Source organism: Methylophilus luteus, from assembly GCF_042676265.1.
GTDB lineage: Bacteria > Pseudomonadota > Gammaproteobacteria > Burkholderiales > Methylophilaceae > Methylophilus > Methylophilus luteus.
Window position 1 is genome coordinate 297,795 of record NZ_JBHTKB010000001.1, and the last position, 14,303, is coordinate 312,097.

Consider the following 14,303-nt stretch of genomic DNA (forward strand, 5'->3'; position numbering starts at 1 on the left):
GCTAGATCGCTTGTAGGACACAAGCCGCGGCTATTTGTGAGAGAATACCAGCTCTTAATAGAGAGTAGCCTGTCAAAATCCATCATGGTACAACGTTCGTTTTTTCGTATTCCAGCGTTAATTTGGGCCAGCCTGTTTCTGATAGGAACAGTGTTTTATGTCTGGCGCCTGCAACAACCGCAGCCATTGATAGAAGTGCCTGCTGACGTCCTGCCACTGCAATGCGTTTCGTATGCCCCTTATTACAAGCCAGGCATGAACCCTACGCTCAAAGATACTTTTGTCGACCCGGTGCAGATAGAGCAGGATCTGCAGGCGCTTTCTAAAGTGACTAAATGTCTGCGTACTTATTCGGTGTCGCAAGGGCTGGATTATGTGCCCAAAGCGGCGCAAAAATATGGCATGCAGGTGATACTCGGCGCCTGGATAGGCTGGGTAGATGCAGATAACCGCAAAGAGCTGGAACTGGCGGTGCAGCAGGCTAACCAATACCCAGACACAGTGCGTGGCCTGGTAGTCGGTAATGAAGTGTTGCTGCGCGGTGAGCAGACCGAAGCCAGAATGCATGAATACCTGCAATGGGCAAAACAGCATACCAAAGTGCCATTGACCTATGCCGATGTCTGGGAATTCTGGTTGAAGTACCCTACGCTGGAGCAAGAGGTGGATTTTGTTACTGTGCATATCCTGCCTTACTGGGAGGACAAGCCGGTGGCGATAGACCAGGCGGTGGCGCATACGGCTTCGGTGATGGGGCATTTGGGCACCGTGTTTAAAAAACCATTGCTGATAGGTGAAACCGGCTGGCCGTCACAAGGGCGTCAGCGTTTCCGCGCCAAACCCAGTGTGGTGAACCAGGTGCTGTACGTGCGCGGCTTTTTGCAGGCCGCCAAGCAGACCGGCTGGCAATACAACATCATAGAAGCCATGGATCAACCGTGGAAGCGTGAGCTGGAAGGCACGGTCGGTGGTTTCTGGGGTATTTTTAACGATCAGTTGCAACCAAAATTCAATTTGCAGGGTCCAGTATCAGAACGGTCTGACGGCTGGCTGCCCTATATTATTGCCCTGGTGCTGGCTGCCGGTGCGGTCGCATACGGCGTCCATAAAAAGCTACCCGCCAGCCAGAAAGCGCTGCTCGGCGTAGTGGCGGCTACGCTGGCCCTGCATGGTTATTTGCAAGTAGATTATGTGCAACTGGCCGCGCGCAACCCGCTGGAGTTCGTGGCCCTGGGCGGCTTTGTTCTGCTGGGCTGGGGCCTGTTGCTTTTGCAATTGCGACACTGGTTAGGCCTGGCACCCCGGTCTTGTGTCGAGCAGTGCCTGCTGCGCTTGTTTGCCATAGGTCTGTTTGTCACCAGTGCCGGCTTGGCTTTTAATGGACGTTACCTTGATTTCCCGCTGATCCTGTCATGGTTGCCTTTGATAGGCCTGCTGATCTCGCTGCTGGCGACCCGGCAACCTGAGGCGGCATCAGCACAACTGCAACAGACCGGCATCTGGTTCACGGTGGTGATGGTGTTGCTGGCAGCCAATCTGTCTGTTGCTGTCGCCATGATGGAACCCGGTAATCTGACCGCCTGGTGGTGGTGCCTGGTCTGCGGCCTGGCATTATTCGTTTTGCCGGCCAAAAGCATGCAATTGGCACCCAAAGCCGCTGGTGACTGATCGCTGGCATGGTTAAAAAATACGCATCGTTTAAGAAAGTGTGAGAAGTGATACTGTCCTGGTTTAAAAAACTGATCCCTGGCCTGGTGTTTGCCATTTTGTTTTCTGCATTGCACTTCGGGGTCTGGGCGCTGGCAAACCGCGCTTTGCCACTGATCAGTGTAAAGCCCGCCGTAAACGGGTTTGCCTACAGTGGTTACCGCGGTGACCAGAGTCCGCTGGATGGGCAACACCCTAGCACGGCAGAACTGGCGGAAGATCTGGACCTGATGTCCAAGCATACCAAGCATATCCGTATGTATTCTTCGCTGGACCTGAACGAGACCATCCCGCTGGCAGCCAGACGCAATATGAAGGTGATCGCCGGGGCCTGGATAGATACCGATGGCGCAAAAAATACCCGCGAAGTTTCTGCCTTGCTGGAAAAGATCGAGAACTACAGCAATATCGATAGAGTCATTGTCGGTAACGAGTCATTGCTGCGTAATGATCTGCCGACCGAAGCGCTGATCAAATATCTGGATTTTGTCAGGGAACACAGTACAGTGCCGGTTTCAACGGCCGAGCCATGGCACGTATGGCTCAAACACCCTGAGCTGGTCAAGCATGTCGATTACATCGCCGTGCATTTGCTGCCATACCACGAAGGTGTGCCGGTTGAAGGCGCGGTGCAATACACCATAGAGCGTTACAACCAGCTGATGAAGGCTTTTCCGCGCAAGAAGATCGTCATCACCGAGGTGGGCTGGCCTAGCCGTGGACCTTCCATAGGCGCTTCTGTCGCCAGTGAAGTCAACCAGGCACGCTTTATCCGCGAGTTCCTGGCGCGTAACTCCATAGAAGACCTGGACTTTTACCTGATGGAAGCCTTTGACCAGCCATGGAAAGTGGCGCTGGAAGGCTGGGCGGGTGCCTATTGGGGCATGTACAACGCTGACCGCCACCAGAAATACTCTTTACAGGGCGCAGTGCCACCCAATACACGCTGGATAGCCAAAGCCACCTGGTCTACGGTGCTGGCGTTCATCCCCATGATGTTTATCGCCTGGCGCTTCAAGCATTGGGGCATAGGCGGTGTGTTGTCCATGGCTATCTTGTTCCAGGCTTGTATCACCACGCTGACCATCGCCTGGAACCTGCCTGGTGATTATTACTACACCTTGCGTGATTTCGTGGTGCTGATAGGCCTGATCCTGGCTATCGCCCTGACTTCCATGGTGTTGATGATCTACGCCGCCGAGTTCAGCGAGGTGATGTTCAAGCCACAATGGCGGCGCTTGTTCAAACGCGCTGCGCCTTTACCTGCTGACAAAGAATTGTTTGTTTCCATCCATCTGGCCTGTTATAACGAGCCGCCGGATATGGTGATCGCCACCATAGACAGTCTGCGTAATTTGAATTACACGCACTATGAAGTGATCGTGGTCGATAACAACACCAAAGATGAAGCGAAGTGGAAACCGCTAGAAGCTTACATGGCCACCATGCCGGACAACTTCCATTTTTATCATTTGCCTTCGTGGCCAGGCTTTAAAGCCGGGGCCTTGAATTTCGCATTGGAAAAAACCCATCCTGATGCCCAGGTGGTCGGCGTGGTCGATGCCGATTATGTAGTGACCCCAGACTGGCTGTCTGATCTGGTGCCACACTTCATGGAAACACAAGTGGCCGTGGTGCAGGCACCGCAAGCGCACCGCGAATGGGAGAACCAGTTCTTCCACCGCATGTGTAACTGGGAGTTTGAAGGCTTTTTCCGTATAGGCATGCATCACCGCCACGAGCGCAACGCGCTGATTCAACATGGCACCATGACACTGATACGGCGTGAGTCGCTGCAAACCCTGGGCGGCTGGTCTGAATGGTGCATCTGTGAAGACACCGAACTCGGTTTGCGCCTGCTCGAAAACAAAATGGAGCTGCGCTATATAGACGAAACCTTTGGCCGTGGCCTGACGCCGGCCAACTTCAAGGCGCTCAAGTCCCAGCGCAATCGCTGGGCGTTTGGCGCCATGCAGATCCTCAAGCACCATATGCCTAAACTGCTGGGTAAATCGACGCTGGATTTCAGCCAGCGCTACCATTTCCTCACTGGCTGGTTCGGCTGGTTTGGTGAAGCGTTGCAACTGATATTTACGCTTGGTTCGGTGTTATGGACCATCGCCATGCTGGTGTTCCCCAAGCATTTCAGTTTGCCGGTGGTGGTGATGATAGTGCCTATCTTATGCTTCCTGGCGATCAAGGCCATTCTAGGGCCGGTGCTATACCGTAAAACCATGCACTGCAGCTGGACCGATATTTTCGGCGCTTCGCTGGCCAGCCTGGGCCTGTCGCATGCCATCGCCAGGGGCATCATAGGCGGCCTGACCCACAAAGCCGGCGTGTTCGTGGTGACTAACAAAACCAAAGGCAAACTCAGCAACTGGCAATTGATAGACCCTATCAAAGAAGAGCTGATGATACTTATCCTGCTGGTGTTAAGTGGTTCTGCCATGTTGTACGCGCGTGGCTTCAGCAATCTGGATGCGCAATTATGGGTCTCCATGCTGGCTTTACAATCGCTGCCGTACTGGAGTGCAGTGGCTTGCCAGTGGATCTCGGAAAAACGCTGATGCAGCGCATGGAATACATTTTTAAACTCAAGGTTTTGGCAGGTTAAAAACAACAACGAATAGCATTTTGTCAGAGGCCTTTTTTCAGGAATGAAGTTTGATGAATGAAAAACCTCTCATCTATAAGGGCAGGGCAGCCAGCAGTAATCAGGTCAGCCGCTTTGACCCTTATAGCCGTGTCGCAATGGATGATGGCTGGGGCAGCCTGGATGAAGCAGCCCCGCCGCTACGCACCGAAGTGAGCCTGGATGCGAGCAAGTCAGTCATCAACTACATCCAGTCACCAGACCTGCCTTTTGAGCGTACGCTTAATCCTTATCGTGGTTGCGAGCATGGCTGTATCTACTGTTATGCACGCCCTACCCATGCCTACCTCGGGCTGTCGCCCGGCCTTGATTTCGAGTCTAAATTGCTGATAAAACCGGATGTGGTCGCTCTGCTTAAAAAAGAGCTGGCCCACCCCGGCTACAAATGTGCGCCTATCGCACTGGCGATGAATACTGATGGCTACCAGCCTATAGAACGCGAGTATCAACTCACGCGGCAGGTGATAGCGGTGCTTAGTGAAGCCAATCATCCTTTCAGCCTGGTCACCAAATCAGCATTAGTCGAGCGCGATATCGATCTGATTGCGCCCATGGCGGCCAAAGGACTGGCCAGCATATATCTGAGCATCACCACCCTGGACCGGCAGATCGCACGTCGCCTGGAGCCACGCGCCGCTACACCTGAGCGGCGCTTTGAGACCTTGCGTAAATTAAGCGAGGCAGGCATTCCAACTGGCGTGATGGTGGCACCGGTGATTCCGGCTCTGACTGATCATCACATGGAGCAGATACTGGAAAAAGCGCATCAGGCAGGCGCACGCAAAGCCGGCTATGTATTTCTGCGTTTACCGCACGAACTGACCACTTTGTTTGAAGACTGGTTGCAGCAGTATTTCCCTTTGAAAGCGGCACATGTGATGAGCCTGGTGAAACAAAGCCGGGGTGGCAAGGCTTATCAAAGTGAGTTTGGCAAACGTATGCGCGGTGAAGGTATTTTTGCAGACTTGCTGGCGAGCCGGTTTAAGTTAAGCTGCCAAAAACTGGGCATGTCAGGTGAACGCACAGGCTTCCGAACGGATTTATTTGAAGCGCCGGATGCCTGGAAATTGAATAAAACAGGTCCGCAGATGGCTTTATTTTAAATACTGCTTTTTGTTTTTTTTATGAAGTGAGCATTATTTAATGCTGCTGATACTGGCCAGCAATGCTTGTGGTGAATAGACTGCCAGGGTCGTACCCTGGAAGTCTTTGAGGTTTCTGGTCACAATTCCTAAAGCGCCTACGTGCAAGGCTGATTGATTAAGCACCGCATCTTCAAAATCAGTGAAAGATGAATCCAAGGCTTTGCTTAAAACCACACGCGTCACCGGCGCGACTTCAAACAATTTAAGCAAGTGACTGAGCGCTTGCCTGGCCGCTTTTTCACCTATGGTTTTAGATGCAATGTAATGTATGGTGGTCAACGTGGTTGCGCAAATGTACCCTTGTAAGATACCGATTTCAACCGCGCTCATCAGGCTGGTGGCATCATCGGAAAAAGGTTGCCTGTCCAATAACACATCCAGAATCACGTTGGTGTCAAAGAGTATCTTCATAAGTGTTTTTGCAACAAATGCTGTTTGTAATCCTCTTCATCCAGCATAGCTAAGTTTTCTTGTTTTAAAAGACCACGCAAGCTTTTGGTGACTTCAGAGGTGGGTAGTTGCGGCTGATGTTGTTCACCAAGCACGACAAAATAGTCGGCTACCAATTGCGAAACGGATTTCCCTTGTAACTGGGCAGTTACTTTTGCTTGTGCAATCGCTTCTTCATCCATGCGTAAAGTAAGTTTGGTTTGCATATGGTTCACCTATGACGTACATTATTAATAATATAATACGTCATGCCATCTTAGGCATGCAAGCTTAACTTGTATGAATCACGTTCTACATATAAATCAATAGCATTTGAAGCTGAAGGTATTAGAAATATAGGATTGAAACTGTTAAATAAAAAAGGGCGCATAGAGCGCCCTTTTTTATTGCTTGATGATCAACTTACAGCAACAACCTTCTCACATCACTCAGCATCACACGCAGGTGGCTGGTGAATCTTGCACCATCCGCGCCATCGATCACACGGTGATCGTATGACAGTGACAGTGGCATGATCAGGCGAGGGTCAAAGCCGCCGGAGTCTTTGTTGTAGACAGGCTGCATGGCCGCACGTGAAACACCCAGGATAGCGACCTCGGGGCAGTTGATGATAGGGGTGAACATGGTGCCGCCTATGCCGCCCAGGCTGGAGATGGTAAAGCAGCCGCCTTGCATCTCTTCTACCTTCAATTTACGCTCGCGCGCTTTGGCTGAAAGGTCAGCCAGGTCACGGGCGATGTCCATCACGTCTTTCTGGTTGACGTCGCGCACCACTGGCACGACCAGGCCATCCGGCGTGTCGCAGGCAAAACCGATGTTGTAGTATTGCTTGAGGATCAGGCTATCACCTTCAGGCGACAGTGAAGCATTGAAGTTAGGGTAGGTGCGCAATGCATTGACTACCGCTTTCATCAGGAAAGCCAGCAATGTCAGTTTCACGCCACGCTTTTCCGCTTCGGCCAGCATGGACTTGCGGAAATCTTCCAGGTCGGTGATGTCGGCTTCATCAAATTGAGTGACGTGCGGGGCAGTCACCCAGTTGCGGTGCAGGTTGGCACCGGACAGTTTTTTGATACGTGACAGCGGTTTGCTTTCAATCGCACCAAACTGGCTGAAATCGATCACCGGCATAGGCAAGGTGCTCAAACCTGTGCCCACGCCCATGTTTTCGCTGCGTGGCTTGGATAGCTCGCCTTTGACATAGGCTTGCACGTCGCTTTGCACGATGCGGTTTTTAGGGCCTGTGGCTTTCACCAGTGACAGGTTCACACCCAGCTCACGCGCGAATTTGCGCACTGAAGGGCTGGCGTGTGCCAGTTTGCCAGAGCTGCCTACGCTGGATTCTGCTACCGGGTTAGGGGTAGCTTGCGGTTGTACCACTTTTGGCGCTTCAGCCACCGGGCGGCTAGGCTCGGGGATGGCGACGGTTTTTTCATCCACTTTCACCGTTGCTACCACAGGTGTCGCGGTCGGTTGCGGGGCAGGCTTCTCGGCAGGAGCGGCTTCGCCGGCAGTATCCAGGGTGATGATCAGCGCACCTTGTTTGGTCTTGTCACCCACACTGATGTGTATCTCTTTGACCACGCCGGCCAGAGAGGAGGGGATATCCATAGACGCTTTGTCAGATTCAACGGTAATCAAAGAATCTTCTTTGGCGACCGTGTCACCTACGCTGACCAGGACTTCAATGACGTCTACAGTGTCAAAGTTGCCGATATCTGGTACGAGAACTTCTTTTAAGCTCATGTATTAAACCTTTATAAAAACGCGGTACTGCATCGCAAGCAGTACCGGTGTCACTTGTTAAATCGTTGTCGGGTTGGCGCGGCTGATATCGATATTGTATTTCTTGATCGCTTCAACTGCTTTGCTGGCTGGTAGTTTGCCATCATCAGCCAGGGCTTTCAGCGCGGCCAGTACCACGTAGTAACGGTCTACTTCAAAGAAGCTGCGCAATGCCTCGCGTGAGTCAGAGCGGCCGTAACCGTCGGTACCCAGTGCCACAAAGCGGTTAGGTACAAAGTTGCGGATCTGGTCAGCAAATGAGCGCATGTAGTCGGTAGACGCGATCACCGGACCTTCTGCCTTGGCCAGCGACTGGGCTACATAGCTCAGGGTCGGTTTGGCTTCAGGGTTGAGCAGGTTTTTACGCTCGGCATCTATGCCTTCGCGGCGCAATTCTGTAAAGCTGGTCACGCTCCAGATATCAGCAGACACGCCCCAGTCTTTCTCCAGCAACTCTGCTGCTGCAATCACTTCGCGCAGGATCACGCCTGAACCCATCAGTTGTACTTTCGGGCCTTTGGCTTTGGATTTGCTGAAGCTGTACATGCCTTTGAGTATGCCTTCGGCACTGCCTTCCGGCATGGCAGGGTGGGTGTAGTTCTCGTTCATCAGGGTGATGTAGTAATACACATCTTCCTGGTTCTGCACCATGCGGCGCATACCTTCCTGAATGATCACGGCCAGCTCATAAGAGAAAGTCGGGTCGTAGCTCACGCAGTTAGGGATGGTGGCAGACATCAGGTGGCTGTGGCCATCTTCGTGCTGCAAGCCTTCACCGTTCAGGGTGGTACGGCCGGCAGTCGCTCCCAGCAGGAAACCACGCGCACGGCTGTCACCAGCAGCCCAGGCAAAGTCGCCTATGCGCTGGAAACCGAACATGGAGTAGTAGATGTAGAACGGGATCATCTGGGTGCCGGTCACGCTGTAAGACGTGGCGGCAGCCAGCCAGCTGGCGAATGAACCGGCTTCGTTGATACCTTCTTCGAGGATCTGGCCGCTTTGTGATTCTTTATAGAACATCACCTGGTCGGAATCCTGTGGCTCGTAGAGCTGGCCTACAGATGAGTAGATACCCAGCTGACGGAACATGCCTTCCATACCAAAGGTACGCGCTTCATCCGGCACGATAGGCACTACATATTTGCCAATCTGTTTGTCACGCACCAGGGTAGACAAGATACGCACGAAGGCCATGGTGGTGGAGATCTCACGCTCACCGGTCGCGCCCAGCATGTTTTCAAAGGCAGACAGCTCAGGCACGGTCAACTCGTTACCTTTACGTCTACGTGCAGGCACAAAGCCGCCCAATGCCGCACGGCGTTCCATCATGTATTTGATTTCCGGGCTATCTGCGCCAGGATGGTAGTAAGACAGGCTTTCTACCTGCTCATCAGTCAGTGCCAGGTCAAAGCGGTCACGGAAAGCTTTCAGTGAAGAAATGTCCATGCTCTTTTGCTGGTGAGTGGTGTTCTGGCCTTCACCGGCGTCGCCCATGCCGTAACCTTTAACGGTCTTGGCCAGGATCACGGTAGGCTGGCCTTTGTGGTTGACTGCCGCATGGTAAGCTGAATAGACCTTGTGCGGGTCATGACCGCCACGGTTCAGGCGCCAGATATCAGCGTCGGACATAGCCGCCACCATCTCACGCAGTTCAGGATATTTGCCAAAGAAGTGCTCACGCGTATACGCGCCACCTTTTTGCTTGAAGTTCTGGTACTCACCATCCACGCACTCTTCCATGCGTTTGCGCAGCAGGCCGTCTTTGTCCATGGCCAGCAACGGGTCCCAGTAAGAGCCCCAGATGACTTTGATCGCGTTCCAGCCGGCGCCACGGAAGTTGGATTCCAGTTCCTGGATGATCTTGCCGTTACCACGCACCGGGCCATCCAGGCGTTGCAGGTTACAGTTGATGACAAAGATCAGGTTGTCCAGGCCTTCACGCGCGGCCAGTGAGATCGCGCCTTGTGATTCCGGCTCATCCATCTCGCCATCGCCACAGAATACCCATACTTTACGGTCAGCCGTGTCTGCAATACCGCGATTATGCAGGTATTTGAGGAAACGCGCCTGGTAGATACCTGCCAATGGGCCCAGGCCCATAGACACGGTAGGGAACTGCCAGAAATCCGGCATCAACCATGGGTGAGGGTAGCTGGAAAGGCCATTGCCGCCGGTTTCCTGGCGGAAATTATCCATTTGCTCAGCGGTAATGCGGCCTTCAAGGAAAGCACGCGCGTAAACGCCTGGTGATGAGTGGCCCTGGAAATAGACGCAGTCACCGCCGAAGCTTTCATTCGCCGCACGGAAAAAGTGGTTAAAGGCAACGTCATACAAAGTCGCTGCTGACTGGAAACTGGCGATGTGACCGCCTATGCCTGGCGATTTTTCGTTGGCGCGCAGCACGGTCATGATGGAGTTCCAGCGGATCAGGGCGCGGATGCGGCGCTCCATTTCAGGGTCACCAGGCAGTTTGCTTTGCTGATGCGTTGGAATGGTGTTGACGTAGGAGGTCGTTGCTTTGTACGGCAAATGGCCGCCGGAACGACGGGCCTGATCTATCATTGCTTCCAGCAGGAAGTGGGCACGTTCTGGCCCTTCATTCTCAATTACTGCACTGAGTGCGTCTAACCATTCCTGGGTTTCTTGAGCATCAGTTTCATTGAGGTGTGCTTGCGAATGCGTTGCCATGCGTGAGGATTCTCCGAGTTTTAAGTCGCTGTGCGTATAATCCAGGTCTGTACTTCATTAAGTATCAGTGCCTGGAGTTGAGCAATTGTTGATTACCAAGAAGGGGTTCCGAAATCGGATACTTGTTATTTTAATGGTATCACGTTGCGCGTCCCCATAGTGATGCGGGAGGCCAACCTTTCAATCAGCCGTAAGTGTCTCTTTTTTGGTGCTTTTGGTCAAGTTTTGCATGAATTAACAATGGCTAACTACAGGTATTTGCTACGTTTATTTGATATTTTATATAAGAGTGTTTTCTGACTGTATGGCTATACACTGGACCCATGATTCTGCGATAAACGAAACCGCCATGCTGGATTTTTCCCAGCATCTGCTACTGGTGTTTGTCGACACCCTGCCTGAAACCATGCCGTTCCAAACGGCACTGGCGCATAAACTCAAGCGCAGCCGGCAATCTTTAGCTGATATGGCTGAAAAGCCTGTCAGCCTGGAGCTGGCGAACGGCGCACTGCTCAGTGCGGTGCAGATCAACACTGCGCTATCGGTTTTTGAACAGCTGACATTGCTCAGGCAGGCGGTCAAACCCTTGCTGGCCGAACGTCCGCATCGCCTTGCCATCGCTATAGTCTCTGATTCTGCCGACCACGACCATAGCAGCCAGATCGCCCGTCATGCGGCGTATGTGGCGCTAGTGAATGCGCAGCCACTGCCAGTGCTTAAACGCGAGCCCAAAGCTAATACCCAGTCTGGCGAACACAAGACTGGTGAATTGGTGGATATCCGTGTCTTTGGTGTGCAGGCACTGCCGTGGGTGGCCGAAGTCGAGGCCGCGGTGGCTGGCAATACTTTGTGCCGCACCCTCACGCTCACGCCGCCCAATCAGCAAACGCCGCAACTTTACCGTGCACGTTTGCAGGCACTGGCGGCCAGCCAGCACTGGCAATATACCGAGTGGGATTACCCACAGCTGGTGGCTATGGGGGCGGGCGCATTCGTGGCCGTGGCACAAGGCTCTGCGCCGCAGGATGCCGCCATCGTCAAATTGTCCTACCGCCATGCGCAGGCGCAAAAAACCATCGCCCTGGTCGGCAAAGGCATTTGCTTTGATACCGGCGGCCATAACCTGAAGTCGGCCAAATACATGCAGGGCATGCACCAGGATATGAATGGCAGTGCGGTGGCGGTGGGCGTGTTGCAGGCCATCAGCGCGCAACAGCTGGCGGTGAATGTCGATTGCTGGCTGGCGATTGCGCAGAACCATATCGGGCCGAATGCCTACAAGCAGAATGATGTGGTCACCGCGCTGAATGGCATGAGCATAGAAATCGTGCATACCGATGCCGAGGGCCGTATGGTGCTGGCTGATACCCTGACCCTGGCCAGTCGCGAGCAGCCGGATGTGATGCTGGATTACGCCACGCTCACCGGCAGTATGCAGACGGCGCTGGGCTCACGCATGAGCGGCATAGTCGCCAATCGCGCTGAATTGGTAATGCAGATGGTGGCGGCTGGCGTGGAGAGTGGCGAGCGCGTGGTGGCTTTCCCCTATGCATCGGATTATGACAGTGAACTGGATAGCGAGATCGCCGATATCAAGCAATGCACCATGGAAAGCGATGCTGACCATATCATCGCTGCGCGCTTTCTCGGCAAGTTTATTGAGCAGGATACCGCCTGGTGCCACGTCGATCTGTCTGCTTATGCGCACAAAGACGGCTTGGGCGCGGTCGCCAGCGAGGTCAATGGTTTTGGTGTGGCACTGACCTTGCGCTGGCTAGAGGGCCTGCTGGCTCAGAGTGCGCAGGCCTAACCGCAGGCACCGCAGCGTGCCAGCCACTCACGGCCTTTGAGCATCAGGTTCCAGTACAGCCAGGGTAAAACATATTTCTTCAACAGCCAGGCAGAGCGGCGTGGTTTGGTTGAATCCCAGGGAAAAGTCGGCACTATCTTGCCGCCATAGCCAAATTCGGCAAGTATGATCTTGCCTTTTTCTACCGTCAGCGGGCAGGAGCCATAACCATCATAATGCGATGGCAAAGCCTGGCCTTGCCGTTGCGCCAGCAGGTTTTCGGCGGCAATCACTACCTGCTTGCGTGCAGCTGCCGCTGTTTTAGCATTTGGCGTGCTGGTGCAATCACCTACGCTAAAGATCTCGGGGTACTTCACATGCTGCAAGCTGTGCTGATCGACTTCAACCCAGCCGTCTGCATTGGCGAGCGGGCTTTGCTTGATGAAGTCCAGCGCTGTTTGTGGTGGCACCACATGCAGTAAATCAAAAGTTTTGCTGATGCGGCTGATATTGCCGTCTACATCTTTAACATTGAACCAGGCCGTTTTAGACTGGCCATCCACTTCTACCAGGGTGCTGTTCAGGTTGAGGTCTACCTGGTAGCGGCGTATATACTGCATCAATGGCTCTACGTATTCCTTCACGCCAAACAAGGCGGGGGTAGAAGTGTAAAACGACGCTTTGATCTTACCCAGGCGGCCTTTGCCCAGCCATTCGGCGCAGGAAAGATAAAGTGCTTTCTGCGGTGCGCCTGCGCATTTGATAGGCATGCCTGGTTGGGTAAAAATCGCGACCCCGGATTGCAACTCCTGCACCAGTTTCCAGGTATACGGCGCGAGGTCGACGCGGTAATTGGAGGTGACCCCATGCTGGCCCAGGGTCTCGCTAAGGCCTTTAATGCCTTCCCAGTTCAGCTTCAGTCCGGCGGCCACCACCAGTTGTTCATATTGAATATCGCCCAATGTGGCAGTGCTGACTGTTTTGTCAGCCGGGTTAAAGGCAGTCACCGCGCTCTGCAACCAGGTCACCCCGTCCGGTATGGCCTGCGCCATGGGTCTGACGGTTTTATTCACATCAAACTCGCCAGCACCTACCAGGGTCCATGCCGGCTGGTAATAATGCTGGGCAGCAGGTTCTATGATGGCGATCTTCAGCGCCGGGGCGCGCTTTTTCAGGCTGGCGGCAATGGCACAGCCTGCGCTGCCGCCACCGACGATGACTACTTCAAATGTATTGTTGCTCATAAGTCTGTTTGCTCACACTAAGATCGATCTTGCCAATCTTACCGCTTAATCCAGCCCAATACACGCGAAGACAGGTTTTCCTCTGTGGTCTGTGGCTGGCAACAGGCAGGTTTGTCCGCGTCGTGTCCCAGTTTGCCTGACTGCAACACCTGCTGGTAAACATTGCCGGCACGGTTGCCGGTACGGCAAAAGCCCAGTGCCTGACCCGGGTGTTGCGTTAAAAAATCACGCAACTGATCTACATCGCTGGACTGGACCTGGTTGGGGATGACAGGAATATAGGCATAGTGCAAACCTAGCGCCTGCGCCTGTTCTGCCAATATGGCATTGGCTGGCTGTGCTTCACCGCCTTCACCATCTGGCCTGAAGTTGATCAGCAGTTTAAAACCCTGGTCGGCGATTTGCTGCACATCAGCGGCAGTTAACTGACCTGCGACACTGAAACGCTGGTCTATTTGTTTGATTTCCATACCTGACTCCTAAGCGCTTTCGTAACGGACAGCCTGCTGGCAGAACTCGCGGTGCAACACCTGTATCACTGCCAGTGCGGCCGGGCTGCTGATACGGTAAAACACATTTTTGCCTTCGCGGCGGGTGATGACCAGCTGTGCTTCACGCAGGACTGTTAATTGTTGTGACAGGCTGGGTTGGCGTAAATTCAAATTGCTTTCCAGGGCGCTGACGGATCTCTCGCCTTGCGAGAGCTGGCATAACAACATCAGTCTGTCGCTATTGGCCATCACCTTCAACAGGCTGCTGGCCTGGTCGGCCGATGCTCTTAACTGTTCAAAAATATTCGTTGTGATCTCAGACATTGCATACTACCCCTATGAAGAACA

11 protein-coding genes are annotated in these 14,303 nt (G+C 53.4%); 4 read left to right on the forward strand and 7 right to left on the reverse strand.

Annotated features, from left to right (window positions below; translation table 11 throughout):
• Positions 1-84 precede the first annotated feature (84 nt).
• From ACFQ1Z_RS01275 to ACFQ1Z_RS01285, 3 genes are all read left to right on the forward strand, one after another.
• Positions 85-1,668, forward strand: coding sequence for a glycoside hydrolase family 17 protein (locus tag ACFQ1Z_RS01275; protein ID WP_379054850.1), 1,584 nt, complete (start codon positions 85-87; stop codon positions 1,666-1,668).
• Positions 1,669-1,715: 47 nt separating this feature from the next.
• The gene (locus ACFQ1Z_RS01280; protein WP_379054852.1) at positions 1,716-4,277 is read left to right on the forward strand and encodes a glycosyltransferase; all 2,562 of its coding nucleotides are present in this window, start codon (positions 1,716-1,718) and stop codon (positions 4,275-4,277) included.
• Positions 4,278-4,377: 100 nt separating this feature from the next.
• Positions 4,378-5,466, forward strand: coding sequence for a PA0069 family radical SAM protein (locus tag ACFQ1Z_RS01285; protein WP_379054854.1), 1,089 nt, complete (start codon positions 4,378-4,380; stop codon positions 5,464-5,466).
• Positions 5,467-5,499: 33 nt separating this feature from the next.
• Here the strand turns inward: ACFQ1Z_RS01285 and ACFQ1Z_RS01290 are convergent, their stop codons facing one another.
• The 4 genes from ACFQ1Z_RS01290 to aceE all read right to left on the reverse strand — a co-directional run bounded on the left by ACFQ1Z_RS01290 (position 5,500) and on the right by aceE (position 10,431).
• Complete coding sequence (locus ACFQ1Z_RS01290; protein ID WP_379054856.1) at positions 5,500-5,919, reverse strand: PIN domain-containing protein; 420 nt, start codon at positions 5,917-5,919, stop codon at positions 5,500-5,502.
• Positions 5,916-6,164, reverse strand: a complete 249-nt coding sequence (locus tag ACFQ1Z_RS01295) for a DUF6364 family protein (protein ID WP_379054858.1) — start codon at positions 6,162-6,164, stop codon at positions 5,916-5,918. The genes ACFQ1Z_RS01290 and ACFQ1Z_RS01295 overlap by 4 nt, the downstream gene beginning before the upstream one ends.
• 196 nt (positions 6,165-6,360) lie before the next feature.
• Entirely contained in the window at positions 6,361-7,704 is a 1,344-nt protein-coding gene (gene aceF, locus ACFQ1Z_RS01300) for a dihydrolipoyllysine-residue acetyltransferase (RefSeq protein ID WP_379054860.1), read from the reverse strand.
• Positions 7,705-7,761: 57 nt separating this feature from the next.
• Positions 7,762-10,431, reverse strand: a complete 2,670-nt coding sequence (gene aceE, locus ACFQ1Z_RS01305) for a pyruvate dehydrogenase (acetyl-transferring), homodimeric type (protein WP_379054861.1) — start codon at positions 10,429-10,431, stop codon at positions 7,762-7,764.
• A gap of 304 nt (positions 10,432-10,735) precedes the next feature.
• On the opposite strand from aceE, the gene ACFQ1Z_RS01310 reads away from it, so the two are divergent.
• Positions 10,736-12,241 (forward strand): M17 family metallopeptidase, encoded by a 1,506-nt coding sequence (locus tag ACFQ1Z_RS01310; protein WP_379054863.1) that lies wholly within the window; start codon positions 10,736-10,738, stop codon positions 12,239-12,241.
• On the opposite strand, the gene ACFQ1Z_RS01315 is transcribed toward ACFQ1Z_RS01310, so the two are convergent.
• The 3 genes from ACFQ1Z_RS01315 to ACFQ1Z_RS01325 are packed head-to-tail and all read right to left on the reverse strand — an operon-like array spanning position 12,238 to position 14,279.
• Positions 12,238-13,464, reverse strand: a complete 1,227-nt coding sequence (locus ACFQ1Z_RS01315) for an NAD(P)/FAD-dependent oxidoreductase (RefSeq protein WP_379054865.1) — start codon at positions 13,462-13,464, stop codon at positions 12,238-12,240. The two genes, ACFQ1Z_RS01310 and ACFQ1Z_RS01315, sit on opposite strands and share 4 nt — an antisense overlap.
• 38 nt (positions 13,465-13,502) lie before the next feature.
• The gene (locus tag ACFQ1Z_RS01320) at positions 13,503-13,934 is read right to left on the reverse strand and encodes a TIGR01244 family sulfur transferase (protein ID WP_379054867.1); all 432 of its coding nucleotides are present in this window, start codon (positions 13,932-13,934) and stop codon (positions 13,503-13,505) included.
• Positions 13,935-13,943: 9 nt separating this feature from the next.
• Positions 13,944-14,279, reverse strand: a complete 336-nt coding sequence (locus tag ACFQ1Z_RS01325; RefSeq protein WP_379054869.1) for a metalloregulator ArsR/SmtB family transcription factor — start codon at positions 14,277-14,279, stop codon at positions 13,944-13,946.
• Positions 14,280-14,303: the final 24 nt, after the last annotated feature.

Coding starts and splice junctions, on each gene's coding strand:
- ACFQ1Z_RS01285 (WP_379054854.1), top strand. CDS start 4,378: ATGAATGAAAAACCTCTCATCTATAAGGGCAGGGCAGCCAGCAGTAAT.
- ACFQ1Z_RS01290 (WP_379054856.1), bottom strand. CDS start 5,919: ATGAAGATACTCTTTGACACCAACGTGATTCTGGATGTGTTATTGGAC.
- aceF (WP_379054860.1), bottom strand. CDS start 7,704: ATGAGCTTAAAAGAAGTTCTCGTACCAGATATCGGCAACTTTGACACT.
- ACFQ1Z_RS01315 (WP_379054865.1), bottom strand. CDS start 13,464: ATGAGCAACAATACATTTGAAGTAGTCATCGTCGGTGGCGGCAGCGCA.
- ACFQ1Z_RS01310 (WP_379054863.1), top strand. CDS start 10,736: ATGGCTATACACTGGACCCATGATTCTGCGATAAACGAAACCGCCATG.
- ACFQ1Z_RS01295 (WP_379054858.1), bottom strand. CDS start 6,164: ATGCAAACCAAACTTACTTTACGCATGGATGAAGAAGCGATTGCACAA.
- ACFQ1Z_RS01275 (WP_379054850.1), top strand. CDS start 85: ATGGTACAACGTTCGTTTTTTCGTATTCCAGCGTTAATTTGGGCCAGC.
- aceE (WP_379054861.1), bottom strand. CDS start 10,431: ATGGCAACGCATTCGCAAGCACACCTCAATGAAACTGATGCTCAAGAA.
- ACFQ1Z_RS01320 (WP_379054867.1), bottom strand. CDS start 13,934: ATGGAAATCAAACAAATAGACCAGCGTTTCAGTGTCGCAGGTCAGTTA.
- ACFQ1Z_RS01325 (WP_379054869.1), bottom strand. CDS start 14,279: ATGTCTGAGATCACAACGAATATTTTTGAACAGTTAAGAGCATCGGCC.